Annotated in this window: 24 protein-coding genes; 17 read left to right on the top strand and 7 right to left on the bottom strand. The window is 56.3% G+C overall.

Annotation, left to right across the window (positions count from 1 at the left end; all coding sequences use genetic code 11):
• Positions 1–64: 64 nt before the first annotated feature.
• Positions 65–2,782: a preprotein translocase subunit SecA gene (secA, locus tag AC2FJZ_RS13045; RefSeq protein WP_496778030.1), complete on the bottom strand. Its 2,718-nt coding sequence runs from the start codon at positions 2,780–2,782 to the stop codon at positions 65–67.
• A gap of 176 nt (positions 2,783–2,958) precedes the next feature.
• On the opposite strand from secA, the gene AC2FJZ_RS13040 reads away from it, so the two are divergent.
• The 3 genes from AC2FJZ_RS13040 to mutT are packed head-to-tail and all read left to right on the top strand — an operon-like array spanning position 2,959 to position 5,435.
• Positions 2,959–3,807 (top strand): peptidylprolyl isomerase, encoded by an 849-nt coding sequence (locus AC2FJZ_RS13040; RefSeq protein WP_496778028.1) that lies wholly within the window; start codon positions 2,959–2,961, stop codon positions 3,805–3,807.
• A gap of 6 nt (positions 3,808–3,813) precedes the next feature.
• The gene (argJ, locus tag AC2FJZ_RS13035; RefSeq protein WP_496778026.1) at positions 3,814–5,040 is read left to right on the top strand and encodes a bifunctional glutamate N-acetyltransferase/amino-acid acetyltransferase ArgJ; all 1,227 of its coding nucleotides are present in this window, start codon (positions 3,814–3,816) and stop codon (positions 5,038–5,040) included.
• Positions 5,037–5,435 carry an 8-oxo-dGTP diphosphatase MutT gene (mutT, locus tag AC2FJZ_RS13030; protein WP_496778024.1) on the top strand — a complete coding sequence of 133 codons (399 nt, stop codon included), beginning with the start codon at positions 5,037–5,039 and terminating at the stop codon, positions 5,433–5,435. The genes argJ and mutT overlap by 4 nt, the downstream gene beginning before the upstream one ends.
• 105 nt (positions 5,436–5,540) lie before the next feature.
• On the opposite strand, the gene AC2FJZ_RS13025 is transcribed toward mutT, so the two are convergent.
• Positions 5,541–5,951 carry a nuclear transport factor 2 family protein gene (locus AC2FJZ_RS13025; RefSeq protein ID WP_496778022.1) on the bottom strand — a complete coding sequence of 137 codons (411 nt, stop codon included), beginning with the start codon at positions 5,949–5,951 and terminating at the stop codon, positions 5,541–5,543.
• Between the two features lie 497 nt (positions 5,952–6,448).
• Positions 6,449–7,300: a class I SAM-dependent methyltransferase gene (locus AC2FJZ_RS13020; protein WP_496778020.1), complete on the bottom strand. Its 852-nt coding sequence runs from the start codon at positions 7,298–7,300 to the stop codon at positions 6,449–6,451.
• A 584-nt stretch (positions 7,301–7,884) separates the two neighbouring features.
• Here AC2FJZ_RS13020 and AC2FJZ_RS13015 point away from each other — a divergent pair.
• From AC2FJZ_RS13015 to AC2FJZ_RS12970, 10 genes are all read left to right on the top strand, one after another.
• Positions 7,885–9,828 (top strand): AMP-binding protein, encoded by a 1,944-nt coding sequence (locus tag AC2FJZ_RS13015; protein ID WP_496778190.1) that lies wholly within the window; start codon positions 7,885–7,887, stop codon positions 9,826–9,828.
• Between the two features lie 61 nt (positions 9,829–9,889).
• Complete coding sequence (locus tag AC2FJZ_RS13010; protein WP_496778019.1) at positions 9,890–10,708, top strand: ABC transporter ATP-binding protein; 819 nt, start codon at positions 9,890–9,892, stop codon at positions 10,706–10,708.
• 29 nt (positions 10,709–10,737) lie between these two features.
• Positions 10,738–11,724 carry a branched-chain amino acid ABC transporter permease gene (locus AC2FJZ_RS13005; RefSeq protein WP_050604580.1) on the top strand — a complete coding sequence of 329 codons (987 nt, stop codon included), beginning with the start codon at positions 10,738–10,740 and terminating at the stop codon, positions 11,722–11,724.
• A 3-nt stretch (positions 11,725–11,727) separates the two neighbouring features.
• The gene (locus AC2FJZ_RS13000; protein WP_496778018.1) at positions 11,728–11,985 is read left to right on the top strand and encodes a hypothetical protein; all 258 of its coding nucleotides are present in this window, start codon (positions 11,728–11,730) and stop codon (positions 11,983–11,985) included.
• Positions 11,986–11,988: 3 nt separating this feature from the next.
• Entirely contained in the window at positions 11,989–13,065 is a 1,077-nt protein-coding gene (locus tag AC2FJZ_RS12995; RefSeq protein ID WP_050604578.1) for a branched-chain amino acid ABC transporter permease, read from the top strand.
• 72 nt (positions 13,066–13,137) lie between these two features.
• A complete protein-coding gene (locus AC2FJZ_RS12990; protein ID WP_496778017.1) occupies positions 13,138–14,421 on the top strand; it encodes an ABC transporter substrate-binding protein in 1,284 nt (427 codons plus the stop codon).
• 109 nt (positions 14,422–14,530) lie between these two features.
• Positions 14,531–15,364: an ABC transporter ATP-binding protein gene (locus tag AC2FJZ_RS12985; protein WP_050604576.1), complete on the top strand. Its 834-nt coding sequence runs from the start codon at positions 14,531–14,533 to the stop codon at positions 15,362–15,364.
• Between the two features lie 19 nt (positions 15,365–15,383).
• Positions 15,384–16,601, top strand: a complete 1,218-nt coding sequence (locus AC2FJZ_RS12980; RefSeq protein WP_496778015.1) for a phenylacetate--CoA ligase family protein — start codon at positions 15,384–15,386, stop codon at positions 16,599–16,601.
• 122 nt (positions 16,602–16,723) lie between these two features.
• The gene (locus AC2FJZ_RS12975) at positions 16,724–18,388 is read left to right on the top strand and encodes an ABC transporter permease (protein ID WP_496670161.1); all 1,665 of its coding nucleotides are present in this window, start codon (positions 16,724–16,726) and stop codon (positions 18,386–18,388) included.
• A gap of 73 nt (positions 18,389–18,461) precedes the next feature.
• Positions 18,462–18,812, top strand: a complete 351-nt coding sequence (locus AC2FJZ_RS12970) for a DUF2794 domain-containing protein (RefSeq protein ID WP_050604574.1) — start codon at positions 18,462–18,464, stop codon at positions 18,810–18,812.
• Here the strand turns inward: AC2FJZ_RS12970 and AC2FJZ_RS12965 are convergent.
• From AC2FJZ_RS12965 to AC2FJZ_RS12955, 3 genes are all read right to left on the bottom strand, one after another.
• Positions 18,809–19,546 carry a C40 family peptidase gene (locus tag AC2FJZ_RS12965; RefSeq protein ID WP_496778014.1) on the bottom strand — a complete coding sequence of 246 codons (738 nt, stop codon included), beginning with the start codon at positions 19,544–19,546 and terminating at the stop codon, positions 18,809–18,811. The two genes, AC2FJZ_RS12970 and AC2FJZ_RS12965, sit on opposite strands and share 4 nt — an antisense overlap.
• The gene (locus AC2FJZ_RS12960) at positions 19,543–20,925 is read right to left on the bottom strand and encodes a leucyl aminopeptidase family protein (RefSeq protein ID WP_496778013.1); all 1,383 of its coding nucleotides are present in this window, start codon (positions 20,923–20,925) and stop codon (positions 19,543–19,545) included. Before AC2FJZ_RS12960 ends, AC2FJZ_RS12965 begins: the two co-directional genes overlap by 4 nt.
• Positions 20,926–20,988: 63 nt before the next feature.
• Positions 20,989–21,378, bottom strand: a complete 390-nt coding sequence (locus AC2FJZ_RS12955; protein WP_050604571.1) for a hypothetical protein — start codon at positions 21,376–21,378, stop codon at positions 20,989–20,991.
• 145 nt (positions 21,379–21,523) lie between these two features.
• Between AC2FJZ_RS12955 and AC2FJZ_RS12950 the strand changes: the two genes are divergently transcribed.
• A complete protein-coding gene (locus AC2FJZ_RS12950) occupies positions 21,524–22,174 on the top strand; it encodes a carbonic anhydrase (RefSeq protein ID WP_496670158.1) in 651 nt (216 codons plus the stop codon).
• 88 nt (positions 22,175–22,262) lie between these two features.
• On the top strand, positions 22,263–22,799 hold the full coding sequence (locus AC2FJZ_RS12945) for an SRPBCC family protein (protein WP_496778011.1): 537 nt from the start codon (positions 22,263–22,265) through the stop codon (positions 22,797–22,799).
• A gap of 41 nt (positions 22,800–22,840) precedes the next feature.
• On the opposite strand, the gene AC2FJZ_RS12940 is transcribed toward AC2FJZ_RS12945, so the two are convergent.
• Positions 22,841–23,758 (bottom strand): endonuclease/exonuclease/phosphatase family protein, encoded by a 918-nt coding sequence (locus tag AC2FJZ_RS12940; RefSeq protein WP_496778009.1) that lies wholly within the window; start codon positions 23,756–23,758, stop codon positions 22,841–22,843.
• Between the two features lie 619 nt (positions 23,759–24,377).
• Between AC2FJZ_RS12940 and AC2FJZ_RS12935 the strand changes: the two genes are divergently transcribed.
• Entirely contained in the window at positions 24,378–25,655 is a 1,278-nt protein-coding gene (locus AC2FJZ_RS12935; RefSeq protein WP_496778007.1) for an AAA family ATPase, read from the top strand.
• 2 nt (positions 25,656–25,657) lie between these two features.
• Positions 25,658–26,359 carry an RloB family protein gene (locus AC2FJZ_RS12930; protein ID WP_496778006.1) on the top strand — a complete coding sequence of 234 codons (702 nt, stop codon included), beginning with the start codon at positions 25,658–25,660 and terminating at the stop codon, positions 26,357–26,359.
• The last annotated feature ends 278 nt before the right edge of the window (positions 26,360–26,637 follow it).

The raw sequence follows: 26,637 nt of genomic DNA, 5'->3' as shown, positions 1-26,637 counted from the left end.
CGCCTCGAATCGCGGCCAATTTGTGGCCGCGAGGCGGACTCATTGTGATCAGAAGATGTTTACGTCAGGTCAATCTGCCATGGCAGTGCTTGAACTTCTTACCTGTTCCGCAGGGGCAAGGGTCGTTGCGCGATGGGTTGCCCCAGGTTGACGGATCGTTTTCGTCAAACCCAGGAAGTGCGTCGCCTGATGCCGCAGCTTCGGCTTTTGCTTCGGCCTGTTCGGTGGCCTGATCGACTGCCTGTTGCGTCTGCGCCTGTTGTGCTGCCATCTGCGCCATCATCTCTTTCTGTTCTTCCTCGGTCAGAGGTCGCACACGAGACAATTGCTGCGTCACGGTTTCGCGCAAGGAATCCAGCATCCCTTCGAACAGCTGAAAGCTTTCGTTCTTGTATTCGTTCAGCGGATCGCGCTGGGCATATCCGCGGAAACCCACGACAGAGCGGAGATGTTCCAGCGTTAGAAGATGCTCACGCCATTTGCTGTCGATGGTTTGAAGCAGAACCTGCTTTTCGATGTTGCGCATATTCTCGGGGCCGAAGGCCACAGCCTTTTGCGCCATCATCTCGTCGGCGGCCTTGACCAGACGTTCGCGGACCTGCTCGTCATCCACCCCTTCCTCCGCGGCCCAGTCTTGAACCGGGGCGTCGATGGTCAGCTTGTCCTTGATCGCCTCATGCAGCCCGTCTGTATCCCATTGATCAGCATAGGATTTCGGCGGCATATATTCGTCGATCAGGTCGTCGATCACTTGTTCGCGCATATCCGATACGATTTCGGACAGGTCATCGGCCGACATGATCTCACGCCGCTGGCTGAACACCACCTTACGCTGGTCGTTCATCACGTCGTCGAATTTCAAAACGTTCTTGCGCATGTCGAAGTTGCGGCCTTCGACCTTGGATTGCGCCCGTTCCAGCGATTTGTTCACCCATGGGTGTACAATTGCCTCGCCCTCTTTCATGCCCAGCGTCGTCAGCACCTTGTCCAGGCGCTCTGAGCCAAAGATGCGCATCAGGTCGTCTTCCAGGCTCAGGTAGAACACAGTGCGGCCGGGGTCACCCTGACGGCCCGAACGGCCCCGCAGCTGGTTGTCGATGCGGCGGCTTTCGTGGCGTTCCGAGGCCATCACATACAGACCACCAGCAGCCAGAACCTTTTCCTTTTCCTCGGCATGGCGCGCCTCTTCCGCCGCGCGCAGTTCGGACGGGTCGGCGTCGGGGTTTTCTTCCAGCGCCTTCAGCACCTTCATCTCGACATTGCCGCCCAGCTGAATATCGGTGCCGCGACCGGCCATGTTGGTGGCAATCGTCACAGCACCCAGACGGCCTGCATCGGCAACGATCTGGGCTTCCTGCTCGTGCTGGCGGGCGTTCAGAACGTTGTGCTCGATCTTCTCCTTGGTCAGCATCTGGCTCAGCAGTTCCGATTTCTCGATCGAAGTGGTGCCCAGCAAAACCGGTTGGCCTGTTTCTTGCGCCTTTTGGGTTTCGGAGATCATCGCGCCGTATTTTTCAAGGGCGGTGCGATAGACCTGATCATCCTTGTCGATACGGGCAATCGGCTTGTTGGTTGGAACCTCGACCACGCCCAGACCATAAATTTCCTGAAATTCTTCGGCTTCGGTCAGCGCGGTGCCGGTCATGCCGCCAAGTTTGTCATACAGGCGGAAATAATTTTGGAAGGTCACGCTGGCCAGCGTCACGTTTTCCGGTTGGATTTGAACGTTTTCCTTGGCTTCAATCGCCTGATGCAGACCTTCTGACAGGCGGCGGCCCGGCATCATGCGGCCAGTGAATTCATCGATCAGCACCACATTTCCGTCGCGCACGATGTAGTCTTTGTCGCGCTGGAATAGTTTGTGCGCGCGCAGACCCTGGTTCACGTGGTGCACGACCGTGGTGCTTTCCGGGTCGTACAACGAATGCCCCTCTGGGATCAGCCCACCTTCCAGCAACAGTTGTTCCAGAAACTCGTTGCCTTCATCGGTGAAGGTCACGTTACGCGCCTTTTCATCCAGAGCAAAGTGATCTTCATTCAACGAAGGAATCAGCGCATCAATGGCCGTATACAGATCCGAACGGTCCTGGGCAGGACCCGAGATAATCAGCGGTGTCCGTGCCTCGTCGACCAGAATCGAGTCGACCTCGTCCACAATCGCAAAGTTGTGGTGTTTCTGATAAACCTGCTCTAGATCTGCTTTCATGTTGTCGCGCAGATAATCGAAGCCCAGTTCATTGTTGGTGGCATAGGTGATGTCGCATTTATAGGCGGCCATCTTCTCGTTTTCGGGCTGACCCGACCAGATCACGCCGGTGGTCATGCCCACGGAGGCAAACACCTTGCCCATCCATTCCGAGTCGCGCTTGGCCAGGTATTCGTTCACCGTGACGATATGCACGCCCTTGCCGGTCAGAGCGTTCAGATAGGCAGGGAGGGTCGCGACCAGCGTCTTGCCCTCACCGGTTTTCATTTCCGAGATATTGCCCTGATGCAGGAAAGCCCCGCCCATCAACTGCACATCAAAGGCACGCAGACCCAATGCACGTTTGGCGCCCTCACGTACGTTGGCGAAGGCTTCCGGCAGCAGATCATCCAGGCTTTCGCCATCCAGCGCCCGTTTGCGTAGTTCTTCGGTCTTGTCGATCAGACCCTGATCCGACAGTTTCTCGAACTTGGGTTCCAGCGCATTGATCTTTTCGACCAGCGGGCGGGTCGCCTTGATCTTGCGGTCGTTCGGTGTTCCGAACACCTTTTTGGCGAGCGTTCCGAGTCCCAGCATGTTCACTCCAGCGGATCTGTTCTTATCGTGGTTGCGACAGGCTTGCCCACCTTGCGCGCAACCCATAGATACGGGGGGTGAAAGGCGGCCCTGTCCAAGGCTTCAAAGCGATGTAAGCGGCAGGTTCCAGAGTGTCAACGCCGCGCCCTGTCGCGGCAAGGAAATAGGATGATTCAATGCCCAAAGGCCTCACTTTTCTGCCATCGCTGGCTCTGACTGCCATGATGGCACTGCCGCTGGCCGCCGAAACCCAGCCCGATGCGTCCACGGTTGTGGCGCGCGTGAATGGTGATGAAATCACACTCGGTCACGTGATTGCGACCGTTGCCGTTCTGCCGGCGCAATACCAGCAGGCCGAAGATGACGTACTGTTCGATTTCGTGTTGGAACAACTGATCCAGCAGCAATTGCTGGGACAGCAACAAGATGGTCTGAACAAACAGAACGCGTTGACACTCGACAACGAAAAACGGTCGCTTCAGGCGGTTCAGACGGTCGCAGCCCTGACCGAAACCGTCGTCACGGACGAGGCCATTCAGACTGCTTATGACGCGCAGTTCAATGAATTTGCGGGCGAAGACGAATTCGACGCCAGCCATATTCTGGTTGAGACAGAAGAAAAAGCCAAAGCGCTCAAGGCACAGCTTGATGACGGTGCCGAATTTGCCGAGCTCGCACGTGAGAACTCGACCGGCCCGTCCGGCCCCAATGGCGGTGCATTGGGATGGTTCGGAAAGGGCCAGATGGTGCCCGAATTTGAAGGCGCAGTGATCGCGTTGGAAAAAGGGCAGGTTTCGGATCCGGTCCAGACCCAGTTTGGTTGGCATCTGGTCAAACTGAACGACAAGCGTAAGACCGAAGCGCCCGAGCTGGATGCCGTGCGAAATGAGCTGGCCCAAACCATCCAGCAGGACGCCATTCAGGCGCGGATCGACGAACTGACGCAGCAGGCGCAGATCGAACGCCCCGCGCTGGACGGCTCAGGCCCCGAGTTCATGCGCCAACTGGACCTGATTCAGGAGTAAAGACCCGTGGCCACGATCACAAAGGTTTCGCCGCTGGCGCCTGCGTCCTTCCCTAAACTGCCTGCGATCGACGGTGTGCGTTTTGCCACCGTCGAAGCGGGCGTGCGCTATCAGGGCCGCACCGATGTCATGCTGGCCGTTCTTGATCCGGGCACGTCTGTGGCCGGAGCCTTTACCCGTTCAGCCACACGGGCCGCGCCGGTGCTGGATTGCCAGGAGAAAATCGGCGGGTCCAGTGATGGGCCTGCGGCGATCCTGGTGAACTCGGGCAACGCCAATGCTTTTACCGGGCATTATGGTCAAACATCGGTGGCCGAGGTGACGCAGGCCGTCTCGAAGGCAACCGGCGTTCCGGTCGAACGAGTCTTTACCTCATCCACCGGCGTGATCGGTGAACCGCTGCCGCATGACCGCATCGTCTCACAGCTTGAGGTCTTGAAATCCGGCCTCAGCCGCCACGCCATAGAAGACGCCGCACGTGCTATCTTGACCACCGACACGTTCCCGAAGGGGGCCAGCGCACAGGTCGAGATTGATGGAAAAACAGTCTCTATTGCAGGGATTGCGAAGGGATCCGGCATGATCGCCCCGGACATGGCAACCATGCTGGTCTATATCTTCACCGACGCACAGGTCGAGCAGTCGGCGCTGCAATCGATGCTGGGCGCTCAAACCGACCGTACCTTTAACTGCATCACTGTGGACAGTGACACCTCGACCTCGGACAGTCTGCTGCTGTGCGCAACTGGCGCGTCGGGCGTGGACGCCTCTGGCAACGCAGCGTTTGCCGAGACTTTGGAAACGGTGATGCTGGATCTTGCCCAGCAAGTGGTGCGCGACGGGGAAGGGGCCACGAAATTCGTGGAAATTCGCGTGACCGGAGCTGCCACGGACGCCGAGGCTAAAGTGCATGGGCTGGCGATTGCCAACTCACCGCTGGTTAAAACCGCCATTGCGGGGGAAGACCCCAACTGGGGCCGCGTGGTCATGGCCATTGGTAAATCCGGCGCGGCGGCGGACCGTGATCTGCTGAGCATTTCCTTTGGTGACATTCTGGTGGCCGAGAAAGGGTGGGTCAGCCCCGATTACCGCGAGGAAGCTGCGGCCGATTACATGAAGGGTCAGGATCTGGTGATCTCGGTTGATCTGGGTCTGGGCGACGGGCGTTCCACAGTTTGGACCTGCGACCTGACTCATGGCTACATTGAGATTAACGCGGATTACCGTTCATGAAGACAGTATTAGTGTCTGCTGTTGCCCTGATCGACATCGAGGGCCGCGTCCTGCTGGCTCAACGCCCCGAGGGCAAGTCCATGGCGGGTCTCTGGGAGTTCCCCGGCGGCAAGATCGAACCCGGCGAAACGCCCGAAGCTGCCCTGATCCGCGAATTGCGCGAGGAACTGGGCATCGACACCTGGGCCTCGTGCCTCGCACCGTTGACCTTCGCCAGCCACAGCTATGAGGACTTCCACTTGCTGATGCCGTTATTCGCCTGTCGCAAGTGGGACGGAATTCCGCAGTCGAAGGAGGGACAGGCGCTGAAATGGGTGCGCGCGAATGATCTGCGCAACTACCCGATGCCTGCGGCGGACGTGCCGTTGATTCCGATCCTAAGGGATTGGTTGTAGGCGTGTGACAAGGCGGGCACTTCAATGACCTGATCAGTGATCTGATTGGGCGACGGTTGCAAATATCGAAGCGGCCATAGCCGACCAGTTTTCAGTATTTGAGCTTTAGGCCCAGCCTAGTTGCTTCAAAGAGTGAGTGTCGTTCCAGATCTTGGTCATATGCCTGATCTTGTCGCCGTCGAACTCGATCGCGTAAACGTAATCGGCAGCCAGCTTTTTCCCAGTGGCCGGCACGGGCCCATCAACCGAATGGGTTCCATGGAAAACGGCGAACGCGTTTACAATTCCGCGCTCATCATCTGTCGAAAAGGACTTGAGTTCGTAATGCCCATCCGGAATAGGTGTTAACAGTCCCTTCATCCAGTCAGCGTAGCCTTCCAAGGTAGTAACGTCAGCCAGCGCGTCGGCTTGAGCCGAAAATGTAGCCCCCTCGTGACAGAAGTCCTTGCACCCGTCCCAGCCCTTACCTGTATCGCAGGCCTCTAAGAATTCTCTTCCGATCTCTTGGATTGACATTCGTTCCGCCTTTCAAAAATCTACCAAACTTTTCGGGCAATGAGTCGAACTTCACCTAAAAGGGTACGCCCAATTGGGTGGATTTCAAAATGGTTTACTCTTGGCCTCGGCATGTGCACCGTGGCGAGTGGGAGTGACGCTAAAACCCCTGGTTGCACTGATGCGGATGTAGTTTGCTTTAAGGCGCGATGCCCAAACAGAAAGGTCTCTCACCAACCCTGATACAATTTGCGAGACTTGAGAAAACATCGGGTAAAACTTGACGTTGATCGTGACTCTTTCCCTCAACTGAGGCCGCGGCATTCACGATTTGGTTTTGTTACATCGTCCGCTGTCGTTGTACCAAGTGTCGAGGGGTTAAAATGCGAACGGTCAATGGATGACCCTGAAACGTTGCAAATGCGTGGGCAAGAAGGGTGGATCAAAGAATGTCCAGGAACTTTCACGCCGCCAAAAAAGCCGATCGTGAAAGCCACCAGACTCAAACCGCATTTCTTTCAGCGCAACGACAGCTTGTTGTGGTTCGGGTTTTTGAACAGCAATACGCCATCCGTTTCGATCTGTGGGCGCCCTTGGATCAACGTATGAATAACTGGGCGGTCCATCTCGAGCTTCCATCCTTTCGACAGGAAAAACTCCTGCAAAGCGCCTTCAAGATAGCGAGAGTGCGTTCCGATAAACACGCGTTTTACAAGCTTTTCTATGCTATCGAAATTGTTCCGCACAAAGTCCAACTCCGATCCCTGAATGTCGATATGCAGCAAATCGACAGCTTCGCCATTCGAAAGGTTCTCGAGCGTATAACAATCCAGCTCGGTATAGTTGCCTTTGGCTCGGGCTTTGGCCAGGATCTCTTCGCTCGGATAAAAAACCGGCTCTGCGCCCCAGTTTTCATGTTCCTTTTCAAACTTGGGGAATAGCGCGATGCCTTCCTTGCTGGCGGCAACTCCGTTGGCGAGACGGAATTCGTCCGGATTAAAGCCGTTCAGCTGAAACGTTCGCTCGGCATTCGCCAGATGAGAGCCGTCACCTTCAATACCGATCAAATCAACGTTCAGGCCTCTTTTTTTCGCGACGAAGCCCATGTTGTTCAACCAGCATGCCCAACCACAGCCGAGCTCGATTATTCGATAAGTGCCAGACGCCTCTTTCACAGACAGAAGCGCCGCCGCCCATTCCGCGATGTCGGCATGCCAATTTCCCGGATCGGGGATCGCCTCTACCGAGCCTGCAAACGGATCCAGAATGCTGGGCATCACGCGAGGTTCGATCCTGACGCCAAGGAAGTTGGTTATCAACCCGTCTCTTGCTTCTGGATCAGGTTCGGAGAAATCGCGAATCAGTTCCATGGCCGGGAACTCGCAGATGTAGTTGTACAGCGGATGTCCGGCACCGGCGTGGTAAACCTGAGTTCGCGTATTAGGGCAAAAATGCCGTCTGAAGTATCGCCGTAGTCCCACGCTTTTGTCCTGAAGTAATTAGAGGGCCACCTCTCATTGATCGGATAACAGACATTGTCCAGCTTTCCCCGGCAAAAAAGCAGTGGTTGTCGCGCTATCGGATTTTCGGCGCAGTGTTCCGGGGCGGCCTATATATCAGGTCGTGGCCTACGTGCTATCTCGTGTCAGCGCCTTTCGTCCTAAATCGTTTTTTGCGCGAAGCATCCAGAAGCTTGCGTCAAGCTCAACCCGGATCTTGGCAGTCTCGTCCAATTGCACGGCATGCACATCTTGTAGAAATCTCACCTTTCAATGCCTGTTACAATTCGTAAGAATTGAGAAAACATCAGGCAAAACTTGACGCTGATCGTGCCAGTGTCCCTAATCGGGACGCTGGCATCCGGGGCGACCTCTGGTTTGCCGTTTCCGGTCTTGAGGAGGGCCGGATGGGGAGGAGAAAAAGATTGGCTCAGACGCAGTCGGGCGCTGAAGGGATGCAGTCTCTTCCGGCGCTGCTACACCGCAATGTGACCCAGTTCGGGGATGCCCCGGCCTATCGGGAAAAAGAATTCGGGATCTGGCAATGCTGGACCTGGGCAGAAGCCGCCAGGGAAATCCGCGCCATCGCGCTTGGATTTTTGGAGCTGGGCGTTGCAAAGGGCGACCATATCGCCGTCATAGGCCGCAACCGCCCGGCGCATTACTGGTCGATGGTGGCAGCGCAGATGGTGGGTGCGGTACCGGTGCCATTGTATCAGGACGCGGTCGCCGAAGAGATGACTTATGTGATGGAACATTGCGGCGCGAAATATGTCGTCTGCGGTGATCAGGAGCAGGTCGACAAGGTCATCGAAATTCAGGAAAAAGTACATCAGATCGAACATATCCTGTATACCGACAAGCGCGGGATGCGGAAGTACGACCACAGCCAAATGAACGCGCTTGAAGACATAATGGCCGAGGGTAGCGCCGGTCACGCGCGGTTCGATGCGGAACTGGACAAGCGTATCGCTGCGATCACTTATGACGACACCTGTGTGATGCTCTATACCTCGGGCACCACGGGTAAGCCGAAGGGTGTCGTGCTGTCCAACCGCAACGTCATCGAAAGCGCAAAGAATTCTGCCGAGTTCGATCATCTGACCCGAAACGAAGATATCCTCTCTTACCTGCCGATGGCCTGGGTGGGTGATTTCATATTCTCAATTGGTCAGGCCTATTGGTGCGGGTTCTGCGTGAACTGCCCCGAAAGCGCCGACACGATGATGACGGACCTGCGCGAGATCGGGCCGACCTATTTCTTCGCTCCGCCGCGCGTGTTTGAGAACCAGTTGACCAATGTGATGATCCGGATGGAGGATTCGAGCAAGCTGAAGCAGCGCATGTTCCATCACTTCATGGCGCATGCCAAGAAAGTCGGAGGTCTGTTGCTGGACGGTAAGCCGGTGGGTCTTGGCGATAAGTTGAAATACGCGCTGGGCAATCTGTTGGTTTACGGACCGCTCAAGGATACGCTCGGCTATGGCCGGTTCCGCGTGGGTTATACGGCGGGTGAGGCAATTGGGCCGGAAATCTTTGATTTCTATCGTTCATTGGGCATCAACCTGAAGCAGCTTTATGGTCAGACTGAAGCAACCGTATTCATCACAGTACAGCCCGATGGTGAGGTGCGTGCCGATACGGTTGGCGTCCCCGCGCCGGATGTTGAGCTGAAGATCGATGACAAGGGCGAGATCCACTATCGCTCGCCGGGCGTGTTTGTTGAATATTACAATAACCCGGCCTCGACGGCCTCGACCAAGGATTCTGAGGGTTGGGTTGCGACGGGCGATGCCGGGTTCATCGAAGAAAGTTCGGGCCATCTGCGGATCATCGATCGCGCCAAGGATGTGGGCAAAATGGCCGACGGGTCGATGTTCGCGCCCAAATATGTCGAGAATAAGCTGAAGTTCTATCCGGATATTCTGGAGGTCGTTCTGTTCGGCAACGGCAAAGATCACTGCGTGGCCTTCATCAATATCGACCTGACGGCGGTGGGAAACTGGGCGGAGCGCAACAACGTGGCCTATGCGTCCTATCAGGAACTGACGGCAAATCCTCAAGTGTTAGAGACGATTCGTGACCATGTAGAAGAGGTCAACAAGTCGGTCGCGGCCGACGAGATGCTGTCGGGCTGTCAGGTGCATCGTTTTGTGGTTCTGCACAAGGAATTGGATGCCGATGATGGTGAGATGACCCGGACCCGCAAGGTGCGTCGGGGCTTTGTCGAGGACAAGTTCCACGACATCATCACGGCGCTTTATGACGGGTCCGAGCGCGTGTCGACGACAACCGAAGTGACCTATGAGGATGGTCGCAAAGGGTCGATTTCTGCGACGCTCGAGATTGTCGACGTGCCGGTTGTAGCGGTTGTACAGCACAAAGTGGCGGCGGAATGAGCGCCGCGACCTGCGGTTATCGCCCCGCCGCCGTCTTGTTTTTTGTGTCAGGGAGTAACTGATGCTGGATAATTCCGAAGGATATGTCACCGAAGACGGCCGCAAGATCGGCGGCGTGGTGATGGAGATGAAGAATATCACTCTGCGCTTTGGCGGGGTGGTGGCGATCAAGGATATCTCGTTCGACATTCGCGAGGGTGAAATCCGCGCCATCATCGGGCCGAACGGGGCGGGCAAGTCCTCGATGCTGAACGTGATCTCGGGGTTCTATGTTCCGCAAGAGGGCGAGGTCTGGTTCCACGGCGCGAAACGCCCTCAGATGCGGCCCTTTGAGGTGGCGCAGCAGGGCATTGCGCGGACGTTCCAGAATATTGCTCTGTTCGAAGGCATGAGCGTGCTGGACAACGTCATGACCGGGCGGTTGAGTTTCATGAAGACGAACATGCTTCAGCAGGCGCTTTGGAAAGGCAAGGCCGAGGCGGAAGAAACAGAGAACCGCGAGGCCGTCGAGAAAGTTATCGACTTTCTTGAGATTCAACACATCCGCAAAACGCCGGTATCGCGCTTGCCATATGGCCTGAAAAAACGCGTCGAACTGGCCCGCGCCTTGGCGGCAGAACCCAAGCTGTTGCTGCTGGATGAACCGATGGCGGGCATGAATGTCGAAGAAAAAGAGGACATGAGCCGTTTTATCCTCGATGTGAATGACGAATTCGGCACCACCATCGCCCTGATCGAACATGACATGGGTGTGGTGATGGATCTGAGCGACCGGGTGGTCGTGATGGATTACGGCAAGAAGATCGGTGATGGCACACCCGACGAGGTGCGCAGCAACCAGGAAGTCATCGACGCCTATCTGGGGGTCAGCCATGATTGATATCCGGTCAGATATTTGGGGAGGCACAGATGCCTGAACAACTCGTATTTGCGATGGAGGTCATCCTCAACGGTCTGATGGCCGGGGTGTTGTATGCGCTGGTCGCGCTGGGCTTTGTGCTGATCTACAAGGCGTCGGGGATTTTCAATTATGCGCAAGGGGTTATGGCCCTGTTTGCAGCGATGACACTGGTCGGGATCATGAACGGGCAAGTTCCGTTTGCCCATCTGATCAATTCCACATTTGGCACGCATTTCCATTATTTTGGCTGGAACGTGCCCGCACTGCTGGCGGTCATCCTGACGATGGGTGTGATGGTGCTGCTGGCCTGGGCGGTGCAACGGTTTGTGATGCGCCATCTGGTCGGCCAGGAACCGATCATCCTATTCATGGCGACCATTGGTTTGGCGTACTTCCTCGAAGGGGTTGCGGACCTGATGTGGGGATCTGAAATCAAGACGCTTGATGTGGGATTGCCGCAGGGGATCAACCTGTGGATTGACGAGACCACCTTCAACATCTTCGACTACGGCTTCTTCATCGACAATCTGGATATCGTCGCGACGGTGATTGCGGCGCTGCTGGTCGCGGCCTTGGTGGCATTCAGCCAATATACCAAGCAGGGACGGGCGATGCGCGCCGTGGCGGATGACCATCAGGCGGCGTTGTCGGTGGGAATTTCGCTGAACTTCATCTGGATCATGGTCTGGTCGGTTGCAGGCTTTGTCGCCTTGGTCGCGGGTATCATGTGGGGCACCAAGTCCGGTGTGCAGTTTTCCTTGTCGCTGATTGCGCTCAAAGCGTTGCCGGTGCTGATGCTGGGTGGGTTCACCTCGATCCCCGGAGCCATCGTCGGCGGTCTGATCATCGGCGTGGGTGAGAAGCTGTTTGAGTTTGCCATTGGCCCAATGGTCGGCGGCGCGACCGAGAACTGGTTTGCCTACGTTCTTGCGCTGATCTTCCTGGTGTTCCGACCGCAGGGTCTGTTCGGCGAAAAGATCATCGAGAGGGTGTAGTGCATGACCAAGCTGATCGCCATCATCAACGTGATCGCATGGGCAGGGTTCTGGGCTTTTGGGTACATCGCCCTCACGTCAGGCGATTTGACCGACAGCCAGTTGACCATCGCGGCAATCCTGGCCTTTGCCGGGCTGATCATGGGGGTTCTGGCCTACCTGAAACTGGCGCGCGCCTCAGAGGCGAGCGGATACGCCAAAGGCTCCAACCAACTGGATGCCGCAGCCCGCAACCGGGCGCAGGAAGAATGGGGAAAGTAAGACATGTTCTATCGTGAGGCCGGAGATTTCAAAACCTCCTACACCGCTGACAGCCAGACTTTCCCGATCAAGTTTGACCGGTATCGGTATTATGTCGTGCTGGCCGTGGCGTTTGGGATCATTCCCTTCATCATCAACGACTATTGGGCAAACGCCCTGCTGCTGCCTTTCCTGATTTATGCGATCGCAGCGATCGGGCTGAACGTTCTGGTGGGCTATTGCGGGCAAGTCAGCCTCGGTACGGGTGGCTTCATGGCTGTGGGGGCCTATGCGTGCTACAAGCTGATGACCGCCTTTCCCGACGTCAGTATGTTCATCCATGTTATCCTTGCCGGAGGCATCACGGCTTTTGTGGGTGTTCTGTTCGGTCTGCCAAGTCTTAGGATCAAAGGGTTCTATCTGGCGGTGGCGACGTTGGCGGCTCAGTTCTTTCTTGTGTGGCTCTTCAACCGGGTGCCGTGGTTCTACAACTATTCGGCATCGGGCCAGATCAACGCGCCCGAGCGGGATGTGTTCGGCATCATCATTACCGGCCCAAACGCGCCGGCCTGGGCCACCTATCTGTTTTGCCTGATCTTCCTGACACTCTGCGCCATTCTGGCGCGCAACCTGACGCGCGGCACCATGGGCCGCAAGTGGATGGCGATCCGCGATATGGACATCGCGGCCGAGATCATCGGGGTGAACCCGCTGAAGGCGAAACTGACCGCCTTTGCCGTCAGTTCATTCTTTGTGGGTATCGCCGGAGCGCTGTTCTTCGCGGTCTATCTTGGCGCGGTCGAAGTGGGCGAGGTGTTCGGCATTCAGAAATCGTTCCTGGTGCTGTTCATGGTGATTATCGGCGGATTAGGGTCTATTTTCGGTTCGTTTGCCGGGGCTGCGTTCCTTGTGCTGCTGCCGGTGGTCCTGAAGGTCGTCGGCGTCGATGTGCTCGGCTGGCCCACGGATATCGTGGCCCATCTGCAGCTGGTGATCGTGGGCGCATTGATCATCATGTTCCTGATCCTCGAACCACATGGCCTGGCGCAGCTTTGGCGCGTCGCGAAAGAGAAACTCAGACTCTGGCCATTCCCGCACTAAGGGTGGCCCAATCATAAAGACGGGTGCGAAACCCGAAAACACCATCGGATCAATCAAGGGAGGAAACACCCGATGAACAAGAAACTGGCAACCTTGGCGCTGAGCGCCCTGATGGTCGCAGGGCCGGCGATGGCAGAGCTCGTAATTCCGGATCTCAGCTACCGCACCGGGCCTTATGCGGCGGGCGGTATCCCGTTTTCGGACGGGTACAACGACTATTTCACGCTGTTGAACGAACGGGACGGCGGCATCGGTGGCGAGCCGATCCGGGTTGTGGAATGCGAAACCGGATACAACACCGAGAAAGGTGTGGAATGTTATGAATCCACAAAGGGCGAAGGTGCGCTGGTGTATCAGCCGCTGTCGACCGGGATTACGTATCAGCTGATCCCCAAAGTGACCGCTGATGGCATTCCTTTGCACACCATGGGTTACGGTCGGACCTCGGCTGCAAACGGCAAAGTATTCAGCAACGTGTTCAACTATCCGGCCAACTACTGGAACGGGGCCTCGGGCGCGATCAACTATCTGCTGAACGAAAACGGCGGTGATCTGAGCGGCAAGAAAATCGCGCTGGTCTACCACAACTCGGCCTATGGCAAGGAACCGATCCGCACGCTGGAAATGCTGGCTGAAAAGCACGGTTATGATCTGACGCTGCTGCCGGTGGATCACCCTGGTCAGGAGCAGAAATCGCAATGGCTGCAGATCCGTCGCGAAAAGCCTGACTACGTGGTCATGTGGGGTTGGGGCGTGATGAACCAGGTCGCTGTGCAAGAGGCCGCAAACATCCGCTTCCCGATGGAAAACTTCATCGGTGTCTGGTGGTCGGGTGCCGAGTTCGACGTTGAACCTGCTGGTGAAAAAGCCACTGGCTACAAGGCGCTGACCTTTACCGGTTTGGGCGCTGACTATCCGGTTTATGACGACCTGAAGAAGCATGTCGTTGACTCGGGTAAGGCTGCTGGTGCCGGTGATCAGTTGGGTTCGGTTCAGTACAACCGTGGGCTCTATGCGGCGATGTTGGCCTCGGAGGCGATCAAGACTGCGCAAGAGATGCATGGCGTGACCGCGATCACACCGGCGATGATGCGCGACGGTATGGAAGCGCTGGAAATCACTAACGCCAAGATGGAATCGCTGGGTATGGCAGGCTTTGGGCCTGAGTTCAGCGTGAGCTGTGAAAACCACGGCGGCCCGGGTCTGGTGGGTGTTGTTCAGTGGGATGCTTCGACCGGCACCTGGAACAAACTTCAGGACTTCATGCCAACCGATGCAGAAGTGATCGGTCAGTTGATCGCGGAAGATTCGGCAGCATATGCCGCCGAAAACAACATCGAACCGCGCTGCGAGTAAACCGCAGCTTTGTTCCGGTTTTGGTCGGAACGTCAAAACACCGGAGCGGCGGGATGCCTGCCGCTCCCCACGAACCGCCCTTGAAGGGCAGGCATGAGGACACGCGCTGATGCTGGATGCGGCACAAACCACTGATGTGCAGGCGGAAACCCTGCTTGAGGTCAACAATATTGAGGTGATCTACAACCACGTGATCCTCGTGCTGAAGGGCGTCAGCTTGACCGTGCCCAAGGGCGGTATCACGGCTTTGTTGGGCGGCAATGGCGCGGGCAAGACGACCACGCTCAAGGCGGTGTCGAACCTGCTGCATTCAGAACGCGGCGAGGTCACGAAAGGGTCGATCAAGTATCGCGGTGAAAGCGTGCATGAAAGCGACCCTGCTGTTCTGGTCGAAAAAGGTGTCATTCAGGTGATGGAAGGCCGCCACTGTTTTGAACACCTGACCGTGGAAGAAAACCTGCTGACAGGGGCCTATACCCGCAAGGATGGGTCCGCAGCGATCCAGCGGGACCTGGAGCTGGTCTACAACTATTTCCCCCGCCTCAAGGAACGCCGCCGGTCGCAGGCAGGTTATACCTCGGGCGGCGAACAACAGATGGTTGCCATGGGTCGGGCATTGATGTCTCGGCCCGAGACGATCCTGCTGGACGAGCCCTCGATGGGTCTTGCGCCGCAGTTGGTCGAAGAGATCTTCGGGATCGTGAAAGACCTGAATGAGAAAGAGGGCGTGTCCTTCCTGCTGGCTGAACAGAATACAAACGTTGCCCTGCGGTTTGCTCATTACGGGTACATTCTGGAATCCGGGCGCGTGGTTATGGATGGCCCGGCTGCCGAGCTGCGCGAAAACCCGGATGTGAAAGAATTCTACCTCGGCATGTCCGATGAAGGCCGCAAAAGCTTCCGCGACGTGCGGTCTTATCGCCGCCGCAAGCGGTGGCTGTGAGCGAATGGAGGATATGGCGATGACCTATTTCGACACACTCGAAACGCGCTCGGCAGACCAGCGCGCCTCCGATCAGGCCACAGCGCTTGTGGAGCAAATCAAGCGGGCAGCATCCGCACCAGGATTCGCGGCGCACCTATCTGAAACAGACACTAATCAGGTGTTTAATGCAGAAGATCTACCGCTGCTGCCCGTATTTCGCAAATCGGACCTGACGCGAGCTCAGGCCGAACGACCGCCGTTTGGCGGGTTTACGGTGAAGCCCGCGCGGCATTTTCATCATGTGTTCCAATCCCCCGGACCGATCTACGAGCCGGGCAGCACGGATCATGACTGGTGGCGCATGGGCCGGTTCCTCAATGCGGCGGGTGTAGGCGCCGGTGACATTGTGCAAAACTGCTTTGGCTATCACCTGACCCCGGCGGGCATGATTTTTGAAAATGGTGCCCGCGCGGTTGGTGCAGCCGTTTTACCCGCTGGAACCGGCCAGACCGAGTTGCAGGTGACAGCGGCGCGTGATGTCGGGTGTACGGCCTACGCAGGAACGCCCGACTATCTGAAGGTCATTCTGGACAAAGCCGATGAGATGGGCGTTGCGCTGAGTTTCTCAAAGGCCGCCGTTGGCGGTGGGGCGCTGTTCCCGTCGCTGCGCCAGGAATATGCGGATCGCGGGATTTCGTGCCTGCAATGCTATGCGACAGCCGATCTGGGCAACATCGCTTACGAAAGCCCGGCGATGGATGGGATGATCATCGACGAACATGTGATCGTCGAAATTGTAACCCCCGGAACTGGCAACCCGGTCGCTCTGGGTGAGGTCGGCGAGGTTGTTGTGACGTCACTGAACCCCGATTACCCACTGATCCGCTTTGCAACGGGCGATTTATCTGCGGTCATGCCAGGTGTTTCGCCTTGCGGCCGCACCAATACAAGGATCAAGGGCTGGATGGGCCGCGCGGACCAGACCACCAAGATCAAAGGCATGTTCGTGCGCCCGGAACAGGTGGCGGCACTGGTCGACAAACATGATGAAATTGTCAAAGCCCGCGTTATCGCGATGCGTCAGGGCGAAATGGACACAATGACCGTGCAAATCGAAAGCGCGGATGGGGATAACCCTACCTACGCCAAGTCGGTTGCCGAAGTGCTGAAGCTGAAAGGCGCGATCGAGGTCGTGGCCCCTGGCTCACTTCCCAAAGACGGTTTGGTCATCGAGGACCAGCGAGTTTACGAATAGCCGTGGAAAACGTGTCTACGGCATCAAATGCCGCAGATTTATTGAATGTCGCACTGGTGTTTCCGAGCTTTTTGGTCGATTAAAGGCGAACCCTTCGCCTTTGCCAATCACAAGCCGGGATGATGGCCGAAATCGAATATTCACAAAACGGATCGCGCAATCGTGGCGTACGTGGAACCCGGCTGTTGGCGGGGATCGCGTATCTTGTGGCAGCGGCTTGCCTGTTGCCGATGGTTGCCGTGGTTCTGGCTGCGGTGACGGGCGGGACGGACACGATTTCGCACCTTATCGAAACGGTTCTGCCAAGCTATACCGCGACGACACTGATCCTTGTTGTGCTGGTCGCGGCAGGTACGTTTAGCATCGGCACCGGAGCCGCCTGGCTGGTGACGATGACCCGCTTCCCCGGAGTTCGGTTTCTGGAAATTGCACTGGTTCTGCCACTGGCTTTTCCAGCCTATGTACTGGCCTATGCCTACACTTTCATTCTGGACCATCCAGGGATCGTTCAAAGCACATTGCGGGACGTAACGGGGTGGGGGCCGCGCGACTACTGGTTCCCTGAAATCCGCTCGACCGAGGGTGCAGCGGTGATGCTGATCCTTGTGCTGTACCCGTATGTTTATCTGTTGGCGCGAGCTGCGTTCTTGCAGCAAAGCGCAACGGCGTTTTTGGCGGCCCGGGCGCTGGGGAACAATCCATGGTTGGCATTCCGGCGCGTCTCGTTGCCGATGGCGCGGCCAGCGATTGCGGGCGGCGTTCTGCTGGCGGTGATGGAGACCATAGCGGATTTCGGCACTGTTTCGTATTTCGGTGTTCAGACATTTGCGACCGGCATCTACACCAGCTGGTTTTCCATGGCAGACCGTGCGGCTGCGGCGCAGCTTGCGCTTTGCCTGCTGGTTTTTGCGCTGGTGATGGCCGTGGCCGAGCGCACGCAGCGCGGCAAGGCGAAATATTATCAAGCCGGAAAACAACATGTGGCGCAACCGGCGGTCGATCTTACAGGCTTGCACGCCTTTGGGGCCTTTTTGCTCTGTGCGATACCTGTTCTGTTCGGGTTCTTGCTGCCGGTGATCATTCTGGTCGAGATGGGGTTGGAATCGGAACAAAACCTGCTGTCGCGACGCTATATCGGGTTCATCCAGAACTCGCTGACTTTGGCCGGGACAGCGGCGGTCATCACGGTCTTTGCGGCGATCAGCGTTGGGTTCTTCCAGCGGCTCAGGCCCGGGCGGGCATCCTCTGTGACGGCATATCTGGCGCGGTTGGGATATGCCGTGCCCGGGGGCGTGATTGCGGTGGGTCTGATCGTCCCTTTCGCCGGTTTCGACAACGCGCTTGATGCCTGGATGCGCAAGACTTTCGATGTGTCCACAGGGTTGCTGGTCACCGGTTCAATCTGGTTGCTGGTTGCAGCCTATATGGTGCGGTTCCTGGCAGCCGCGCTCAGCGCGTATGAAGGTGGGCAAAGCACGGTGCACGCCAATATGGATGCCGCTGCGCGTTCACTGGGTCAATCGCCGCTGGGGACTCTGCGGCGCGTACATTTGCCGATTCTAACGCCATCCCTGTTGACGGCGCTATTGATTGTATTCGTGGACGTGATGAAGGAATTGCCTGCCACGCTGATCATGCGCCCGTTCAATTTCGACACATTGGCAGTGCAAGCCTACAGGCTGGCCTCGGACGAGCGGTTGGAGGGTGCTGCCGTGCCCTCGTTGGTCATTCTGGCTGTCGGTTTGTTGCCCGTGATCCTGATTTGCCGTCAGGTTGGCCGGCGGTAACACTTCTGCCTGAATTGTCGGGTCATGACGCATCAGGCTTGATTCAAAAGCGATTTCCGGCAAGGCTGGAGGTATGAATATGCAGCCTCCCAGCCGGTTCTCGGCAAGTGCAGCGCAGATGCCCGTCGCCTTTGACCGGCATGAGATGTCCCAGATACTGTCCGTTTATGGCCGGATGGTCGCCGCCGGAGAATGGCGGGATTACGGTATCTCGAACCTGCGCGACATGGCAGTGTTCTCGATCTTCCGGCACACTGCTGAACACCCGATCTATCGCGTCGAAAAGCACCCGCGACTGAGGTTCCGGCAAGGGATGTATTCCGTTGTCGGCATGGATGGCCGTATTCTGAAACGCGGCCACGATCTGCGCGCGGTTCTTCGGGTATTGGAACGTAAGCTGATCCGGGCGGTAAAGCCCGATTAGAGCCTTTTATGTGCCGTTACTGGGCCGTCGCCCTGTGCTTGAATGCGCTCAATGGCCTGATCCATAGGTTCAAACACAACCGCCATATGGCTGGCGTTGGCATGCAAAATCATGTTGTCCCCGGACACCCAGGCCACATGACCTTTCCAGAACACCAAATCACCTCGATGCGCCGCTGATCCTTCGCTCAGGGTTGAACCCAGTGCGCGTTCCTGATCACCGCTGTCACCGGGACAAGGCGTGCCACAGGCCAGAAGCGCGGCTTGGACAAGCCCGGAGCAATCGATACCAAACCGGCTGTTTCCACCCCACAAATAGGGCGTCCCAAGGAACAATTCGGCCACTGCCAGCGGATCCTGCGGCGTCTCAGAGATTGGTGCGGCGTGTACCTTCGGAACAAAGCCCAACTCGGTTTCCAGATACCGGTCTGTTTCTGACAACGCGTGAATTTTGCTGCCAAAGCTGAGGGACACCAGATCGTAGCTTTTGAAATACGCGGTTTCATAGGCATGAGTCGCCGGTGCTTTGATCCAATGCGTGGCGGGTCTACAGTTGGTCAACTGATCCGTTCGCACCCAGCCGGTGTACCCGTCTTTGTCGGCGATAACCCGGCTCCAACCATCTTTTTCACAAGTGACCTGAACCGTATCTCCGAACAGGACCTGCCTGTTACGGGGGCCGTCAGGGTCACGCAACAGATCGACCACAGGCTTAGATATGCGGAGGTGAGTCACAGGCCTAACATCTCGGGCAGAGCGTTCAGTATCGCGCGCGGCCCTTGGCCTAGACCGCCTTTGCTGCGCCCGGGTTCCGTGCTCGGCTGCCAGGCATAGATATCGAAATGGACATAGCGGCACGATCCCACAAACCTGCGCAGAAACAGGGCGGCGGTGATCGAACCCGCAAACCCGCCCGAAGGTGCATTGTCCAGATCGGCGATGCCGGGCTCGATCATTGCCTCATACGGCGCGTGAAACGGCAAACGCCAGACTGGATCGGCCGATGCCTTGGCGGATTGCGACAGGGCCGTCGCACAGGATTCATCATCAGTGTAGAACGGGGCCAAATCGGGACCCACAGCAACGCGTGCCGCCCCGGTGAGTGTTGCCATCGAGATCACCAGATCGGGCTCACCCTCATCCGCCAGTGCCAGAGCATCCGCCAGCACAAGGCGTCCTTCGGCGTCTGTGTTGTTGATCTCAACCGTCAAGCCCTTGCGCGAGGTCAGGATATCCCCGGGCCGAAAAGCATTGCCTGCAACCGCGTTTTCAACAGCAGGGATCAGGACACGTAGCTGTACTGGCAAGTCCAACGCCATAATCATGTGCGCTAATCCAAGCACATTGGCGGCCCCGCCCATGTCTTTTTTCATCAGACCCATCGAGGCACCCGGTTTCAGGTTCAGCCCGCCTGTGTCGAAACAAACGCCTTTGCCTACGAGCGTCAGTTTGGGGCCGCTGTTGCCCCAGTTCACCTCGATCAATCGCGGGGCCTGGTCCGCGGCCCGCCCGACCGTGTGGATCATCGGGAAGTTCTGGTCCAACAGCGCGTCACCCAGGACAGTGCTACACGTGGCCCCAAATTCGTCGGCCAAAGACTCGACAGCCTGTTGCATCTGCGCCGGTCCCATATCCGACGCCGGAGTGTTGACCAGATCGCGGGTCAGGGCCTCGGCCTGAGCCATGGCTTCAATACGGGCTGCATCCACCCCATCAGGAGCGACCAGCGCCGCTGAGCCGCCGGATTGTATGGCGTAGCGATCAAAAGCATAGCCGGCCAGCAGCCAGCCGAGGCATTCAACCTCTAACAGGTCCGAAGGCAGGCCGGACGCGATATGATAGGTTCCTTCCGGCAGAGACAGAGCGGCAGCGGCCAGCGGAAACCGTTTGCGCGCGCGCTTTGCTTCAGTCCCGTAACCGGCTAGTGCCATTTCTGCGGCGCCATTTTTGCCTGGCAACAGCAGAGACTGACCTAGCGCCGCCGAAAACCCGTTCGCAGAGACCCAGGATTGCACGTGCTGCGGTTGCTCTTGCAACCACCCCTCTAGATCCGGCTGAGCAATCACATGCAGCGGCAGAGAGGTGTCAGAGGACGGGGCGAAGGACAGGGTCATGGGCGTCTCAACAAGTGGTTTCCAAGCACAGACTAGCCACGCCTGATCCGCCTGCAACCCCTGTCAGACGGAAAGATCCTGTTGATCCCATACGGCGGTCAGGGAACGCTCACCCACTCGGATCAGCCGCCCCAAGGTTGCGCCGGCCGCCACTGCATCACCGGCATCGACGGATTGGGCCACATCCCCTGCCACCCGCGCAAGCGCTGTCATCCCGACCTGTTCAGAAATTGCGACCAGCGATTTGGCACATTTGCGCAGGTCAGACCATTCGCGGTGTCGCCAATAGCGTTCACAGTTTGAAAGACGCACGGCCAGCTCTTCAACCGTGCGACACAGCACGTCCAGAGCGTTCTTGTCCCCCAGTTGACTGTACAGCCCGCTGAGTTGATCCGGGTCCAGCAGGACGGATTCTTTGTGTTCTAGCGTGATTATCTTTTCCACCACATTCACCCTAAGTATTGACGCCCCCACGGCGTGGGTCTGATACTGGCGGCAAAATCCTTTGCAAAACCTTGCAGGGAAACTGGATAATGGCTCGAATTTTTATTGAATTCGGTTTACAGCGTCCTGAACCGAGAAGAACTGGGACATTACAATGGACTATGCCAAGCCTTTGCCAACCTATCTGGTCAAGCGGTATCACGGGTGGAAAGCCACAACATATTCCGAGAACCAAGTTTGGTACAAACGGTTGGCAGAAGAAGGGCAACGCCCCCGCGCAATGGTGATTTCCTGCTGCGATAGCCGGGTGCACGTGACCTCTATGTTTGGGGCTGATCAGGGTGATTTCTTTATTCACCGCAATATTGCCAACTTGGTGCCTCCTTACGCGCCCGACGGCGATCATCATGGCACCAGTGCCGCAATTGAGTATGCCGTTACGGCGCTGAAGGTCGCGCATCTGATCGTGTTGGGCCATTCGCAATGCGGCGGTGTTCAGGGTTGCATCGACATGTGCAAGGGCGAAGCGCCTCAACTGGAAGCCAAAGAAAGCTTTGTCGGTCGCTGGATGGACATCCTCAAACCCAAATACGATCTGGTTGCGGATATCGAAGATCGTGTCGATCAGGCGCGCCAGTTCGAGCGCCAGGCGGTTGTGGCATCACTGGAAAACCTGATGACTTTCCCGTTTATCGCCTCGGCGGTTGAGGAAGGCGCACTGAGCCTGCATGGGTTGTGGACCGATATAGGCGCGGGCGGGCTGGAATGTTTTGACCCTCATCAGAAGAAATTTCTTGCCATCTGACATCGATGAAACAACACGGTTTCCGGTTCTGATTCAGAGCCGAAATCCTGTATGATGCGTGCACACGTTTCGAGTTTTGGAGATTGCGATGAAAGTTGTTCTACGAATTCTTGCAGGATTGGGCCTGATTGCTATCGCGCTGGTCTCGGTGTCATATCTGTTGCCAGGCAAGGCCGAAGTGTCCCGCAGCATCACCATCGATGCGCCAGCCGAAGCGATCTTTCCGTACGTAAACTCCATGCAAGAGACCGAGCAATGGTCCCCTTGGCTGCACCGAGATCCCGACACCAAACTGACCTACTCGGGACCCGATGCAGGCGTCGGCAACGCTCTGAACTGGAGTTCCGATAACCCGCAGGTTGGCACCGGTTCGCAGGTGATCGTCGAGAGCGTGGAAAACCAGCGCGTCCAAACGGAATTGGATTTCGGTCCGATGGGGACTGCCACGGCGTCATTTCTTCTGGAGTCTGGTGGAAACTCGACCTTGGTGACCTGGGGGTTCGAGTCCGATTTGGGGCTTAACCCCATATCCCGATGGATGGGGCTCATGATGGATAAATGGGTCGGCGGTGACTATCAGCGCGGGTTGACCAATCTGAAAGCGCTGATCGAAAATAGTACATAGGCAGGCGGACCAGCTGCGCGCTGAGGAGTGCCGCGGAAACGCTATTCGATACGAAACCGGGCGAGCTTTCCCATATGGTCCGAGCCCATGAAGGGGCGCAGTTCGACTGTTCCGATTGTGCCCTTGGGAAAGAGCAGGTTGTCGATCGGCAAAGGGACCCTCCAACTGCCAAGGTTATGCGTATTCAGCGCAGTTCCGAAACTTTGATTGTCCGCAGCCGCGGCGATCCGCTGGACGCTTGCCCCCCATGGCACCATGTTGAAATCCCCCGCGATCAGAACCGGGCCGTCCAAATCCGCGATGCGATCCGCGATAATCTGACTTTGCTGCGCCTGATCATAGGGAAATGGCCAATTCAGGTGAATCGAGACGATCCAGACCGCAGTCTCGTCAGGAGCCTCAACCTGCACACCGACCAATCCACTGCCTTTGAGGCAGAATTCCGAGTTCTCCACGATAGGCAGTGTCGTCAGAATGGCAACGCTTTGCTCAGGACGAAAGCTGCACACGACCTTTGACGGGTAGTGTTCGAACAGGTTGTTCATGTATTTTTGATTGTGACTGGACACTTCTTGCAAAGTCACAATCTGGGCGTTGGACGCGATGATATCGTCAGCCAGAGGATAGCGCGGCCAGGCTTTGCTCATCAGGTTCTTTTGGTACAGCGTCAGGCAGGTTCCGTTGCATTCAGCAGAAGGCGCAGCATAGCTGGCGGCAATGGAACCAAGGGCCATCGCGGCAACGGCACAGGTCGTCAAAGCCAAATATCTGGCGTGCAGGTACAGCAAGAACGCGGCACAGGGCAGAAGCAAAACGCCAGCTTGAGGACGCAAAAGGGCAATCGAGTCCCCCACGGCAAAGATTTGTCCGGTAAATCCGATCACCACAAACGCCATCAGTATGCCTGCGCATCCGATGGTCAGGGTTCTGGCAATCCTGTGTCTGGTCGAAACCTGCATGCCCTGCCTCAGCCACCTTGTGCGGGACACTGCTTGTGGTCTGCTCAGCCACATCTGCAGCGATCAAGGTTATGCATTTAGGTGACAAGCCCGCCCGTCTTTGTCAACAGGTCGGGGGAATGTACCGCGTTCGGGTGCTCGCCCTTGAGCAGATTTCTATTGGAGACCTGACGGGCATGGCTGTTGAGCCACAAGGTGCTGTTTGAAAGGAAAAGGTGCTTGGAGGCAGATTTGTACAGACTATCGTAGGTCCGCTTGGAGCCCTAATCGGTCTTTGCCGCTAGAACAAAATGCTGCGGTGGCATTCGACAGGTAACAGCCCAAAGTTGCCATTGGCGTGAATTTCGGCCTGAGCCAAACAGGGCAACACTATTGTCAACCCCAACCGGTCAGGTTGAAGGCAAGGCTTGCATGAGGACACTTGCAATTTTACAGCACTTTCCCTGACACGATGCAGTAACGAAGTTTCACGCATTTCCGCTGCATAGGCGGTGGAGGGTTCCAGTAACCCGCTCTACAAACTATGAGCGGATACTCGCTTAACGTCTAGGTAATCTTATTTAGGTAGATATTTTTGAGAAAGCATGCAAAAAAGGCGCCGAAAGTAGGAGTGAATCGGATGCTGATCGAATTTTCGGTGGAGAACCACCGTGCATTCCGCGAAAAACAAACTTTTTCGATGGCGGCTAGCGCAACCACGGAACGAGCGGGCCATGGGCATGTGTTGGAGACAGGCCTTTCTACCGTGCCTTATGTGTTGAGCGAAGCCTGTATCTTTGGTGCTAATGGCTCGGGTAAATCTTCACTGATTGATGCAATGGGAGCGATGAAGCGGCTTGTAAGTGACTCGGGAAATAACTCGCCCGGAGATGAGCTCCCAGTCAAGCCATTCGTATTTCACGGTGAATGGCGTGATAAGCCATCAGAATTTGAAGTAGTCATTCTTCACGAAGGGACACTGTATCAATACGGTTTCGTCGTGAATCGTGAACGAGTGTTGGAAGAGTGGCTTTTTACCCGTCCTAGCGCTACTGGTCGCGAACGACATATTTTCTCTCGCACCTATGATGCTGAAACGGGTACAGTTGAATGGGAGCTAAACGCAGCCCAACTTAAAGGTGAACGCGAAAGCTGGAGAGCTCAAACTCTGCCGAACTCCCTTTTTCTAAGTACTGCGGTACGACTGAATTCCAGAGCCTTAACTCCTCTATATGAATGGATTACCAAGGCGTGGCGGTTAGGTTACCCCAGCACATTCTCTCATCTAAACATTACTACCGCTAAATGGCTGAAAGATCAGGATTCAAAACAGAGAATTCTTGGCTTCATGCGAGAGGCGGACATTTCTTTGAGCGATCTTCATTTGGAAGAAACGGAAATGACTTCCGAGGTTAAGGAACTCGCGCTAGCGATGTACAAAGCAATTGATGCAAAAGGTTCACCCGACCTCAAAGAGCTTAAAGTTCCAATTGTTTCTACCTTTAGGCAAGACAATAACGGACAACCAACGAGCTTACCTCTCGAGGAGGAATCCACTGGAACAAAGGTTTTAATTAGCCTTTCTGGCCCCATTTTGGATGTTCTGGACACAGGCCTGACTTTAGTTGTTGATGAGCTTAACACCGGGCTGCATCCACTTGCCTTCCAATATCTTGTGGGCCTTTTCGCCGATCCAGAAACCAATCCCAAGGGCGCGCAGTTGATTTTTACCACTCATGACACTTCGGTCTCCGAGCAGGAATGCATGGGGCGCGATCAGATCTGGATCGTGGAAAAGGGTGCGGACCTAGCTGCTAAGCTCGTGCCGTTGTCGGACTTTAAGGAAAGAGGGGCAAAAGGGTTTCAAAGAAAATATTTGGACGGGCGCTTTGGTGGTGTCCCAAAGGTGGCTCGCTAAACATGGTAAGGCATAGCCGTCGCCGCGCCAAAGGGCGCAATGAATTGAAGCGTCGCGGAGCCACGCGTCAAGAGCGTGACAAAGTTTTGATTGTCACAGAAGGGGAAAAGACGGAGCCAGATTACTTCAAACGGCTGATTGCGGAAATGGGCCTAACCACGGCCAAGGTCAGGATCACAGGAGAAGGTGGATCAGCTCCGATCAACGTGGTCGAGACTGCAGAACGCATTTTGAATAGCGATGACGATTTCGAGCAGATATATCTAGTGTTCGACCGGGATCGGCACGCAAGCTATGATGATGCAATCGCCAAAGCTACGGGACTAAAAAAACGTCGTGGTTTCAGTAAAAAGACCGTTGTTGCAGCGACTTCGGTGCCATGCTTTGAGGTTTGGTACACGTTTCATGTATCAGACAGTTGCAAACCTTATGAGGCTGCAGAAACTGGTGCTTCCCCCGCCAAGTCTTTAATTTCGGACTTAAAGCGCGCCAAGCTGGATGGTGTCGCCGTGTTTGAGGGCTATGAGAAATCAGATTGCAAAAAGTTTTTTGCTGAGATTGCCCCGCAACGGGCTGAAGCAAGAAAACGCGCGACAAGAACCCTGCAGAATTCTCAAGCTAGGGGAGATGCACCGCACCACGAAAACCCATCAACGAGGGTGCACCTCATAGTAGAAGCTTTGGAGAAATTATCCCAAAACTAAAGCTTGAGGTTATCGCCCTAACCTCAAGCCCCCCAGGTAATTTGCTGTGGTGCTAACCGGAACTGCCGCGGAAGCGTCTTTACCGTTCAAGTCTGAACGCCTGTTTCCATTTAAATTTTGGGAGTTTACAAAGTACTGTCTGCAAAAAGCTGCCATTAACGATGGTCGGGGTTGCAAACGCAGCGAAAGGCGGCTTGGTGGCGATATTGTTGAAAAACAACGTGTTGCTGGCGCAGAGAGAGGCGTACCGAACTGAGCGCGAGTGCCTTTCTTGTCAG

This window comes from Ruegeria sp. CDSA079, assembly GCF_059612245.1.
The sequence above is the reverse complement of the archived record's forward strand: the minus strand, read 5'-3'. Positions and strand labels throughout refer to the sequence as shown.

What these genes read in the sequence shown, in the direction of transcription:
- secA (WP_496778030.1), bottom strand. Translation starts at nt 2,782, where the DNA reads ATGCTGGGACTCGGAACGCTCGCCAAAAAGGTGTTCGGAACACCGAAC.
- AC2FJZ_RS13040 (WP_496778028.1), top strand. Translation starts at nt 2,959, where the DNA reads ATGCCCAAAGGCCTCACTTTTCTGCCATCGCTGGCTCTGACTGCCATG.
- mutT (WP_496778024.1), top strand. Translation starts at nt 5,037, where the DNA reads ATGAAGACAGTATTAGTGTCTGCTGTTGCCCTGATCGACATCGAGGGC.
- AC2FJZ_RS13025 (WP_496778022.1), bottom strand. Translation starts at nt 5,951, where the DNA reads ATGTCAATCCAAGAGATCGGAAGAGAATTCTTAGAGGCCTGCGATACA.
- AC2FJZ_RS13020 (WP_496778020.1), bottom strand. Translation starts at nt 7,300, where the DNA reads ATGGAACTGATTCGCGATTTCTCCGAACCTGATCCAGAAGCAAGAGAC.
- AC2FJZ_RS13015 (WP_496778190.1), top strand. Translation starts at nt 7,885, where the DNA reads ATGCAGTCTCTTCCGGCGCTGCTACACCGCAATGTGACCCAGTTCGGG.
- AC2FJZ_RS13010 (WP_496778019.1), top strand. Translation starts at nt 9,890, where the DNA reads ATGCTGGATAATTCCGAAGGATATGTCACCGAAGACGGCCGCAAGATC.
- AC2FJZ_RS13005 (WP_050604580.1), top strand. Translation starts at nt 10,738, where the DNA reads ATGCCTGAACAACTCGTATTTGCGATGGAGGTCATCCTCAACGGTCTG.
- AC2FJZ_RS13000 (WP_496778018.1), top strand. Translation starts at nt 11,728, where the DNA reads ATGACCAAGCTGATCGCCATCATCAACGTGATCGCATGGGCAGGGTTC.
- AC2FJZ_RS12995 (WP_050604578.1), top strand. Translation starts at nt 11,989, where the DNA reads ATGTTCTATCGTGAGGCCGGAGATTTCAAAACCTCCTACACCGCTGAC.
- AC2FJZ_RS12990 (WP_496778017.1), top strand. Translation starts at nt 13,138, where the DNA reads ATGAACAAGAAACTGGCAACCTTGGCGCTGAGCGCCCTGATGGTCGCA.
- AC2FJZ_RS12985 (WP_050604576.1), top strand. Translation starts at nt 14,531, where the DNA reads ATGCTGGATGCGGCACAAACCACTGATGTGCAGGCGGAAACCCTGCTT.
- AC2FJZ_RS12980 (WP_496778015.1), top strand. Translation starts at nt 15,384, where the DNA reads ATGACCTATTTCGACACACTCGAAACGCGCTCGGCAGACCAGCGCGCC.
- AC2FJZ_RS12975 (WP_496670161.1), top strand. Translation starts at nt 16,724, where the DNA reads ATGGCCGAAATCGAATATTCACAAAACGGATCGCGCAATCGTGGCGTA.
- AC2FJZ_RS12970 (WP_050604574.1), top strand. Translation starts at nt 18,462, where the DNA reads ATGAATATGCAGCCTCCCAGCCGGTTCTCGGCAAGTGCAGCGCAGATG.
- AC2FJZ_RS12960 (WP_496778013.1), bottom strand. Translation starts at nt 20,925, where the DNA reads ATGACCCTGTCCTTCGCCCCGTCCTCTGACACCTCTCTGCCGCTGCAT.
- AC2FJZ_RS12950 (WP_496670158.1), top strand. Translation starts at nt 21,524, where the DNA reads ATGGACTATGCCAAGCCTTTGCCAACCTATCTGGTCAAGCGGTATCAC.
- AC2FJZ_RS12945 (WP_496778011.1), top strand. Translation starts at nt 22,263, where the DNA reads ATGAAAGTTGTTCTACGAATTCTTGCAGGATTGGGCCTGATTGCTATC.
- AC2FJZ_RS12940 (WP_496778009.1), bottom strand. Translation starts at nt 23,758, where the DNA reads ATGCAGGTTTCGACCAGACACAGGATTGCCAGAACCCTGACCATCGGA.
- AC2FJZ_RS12935 (WP_496778007.1), top strand. Translation starts at nt 24,378, where the DNA reads ATGCTGATCGAATTTTCGGTGGAGAACCACCGTGCATTCCGCGAAAAA.
- AC2FJZ_RS12930 (WP_496778006.1), top strand. Translation starts at nt 25,658, where the DNA reads ATGGTAAGGCATAGCCGTCGCCGCGCCAAAGGGCGCAATGAATTGAAG.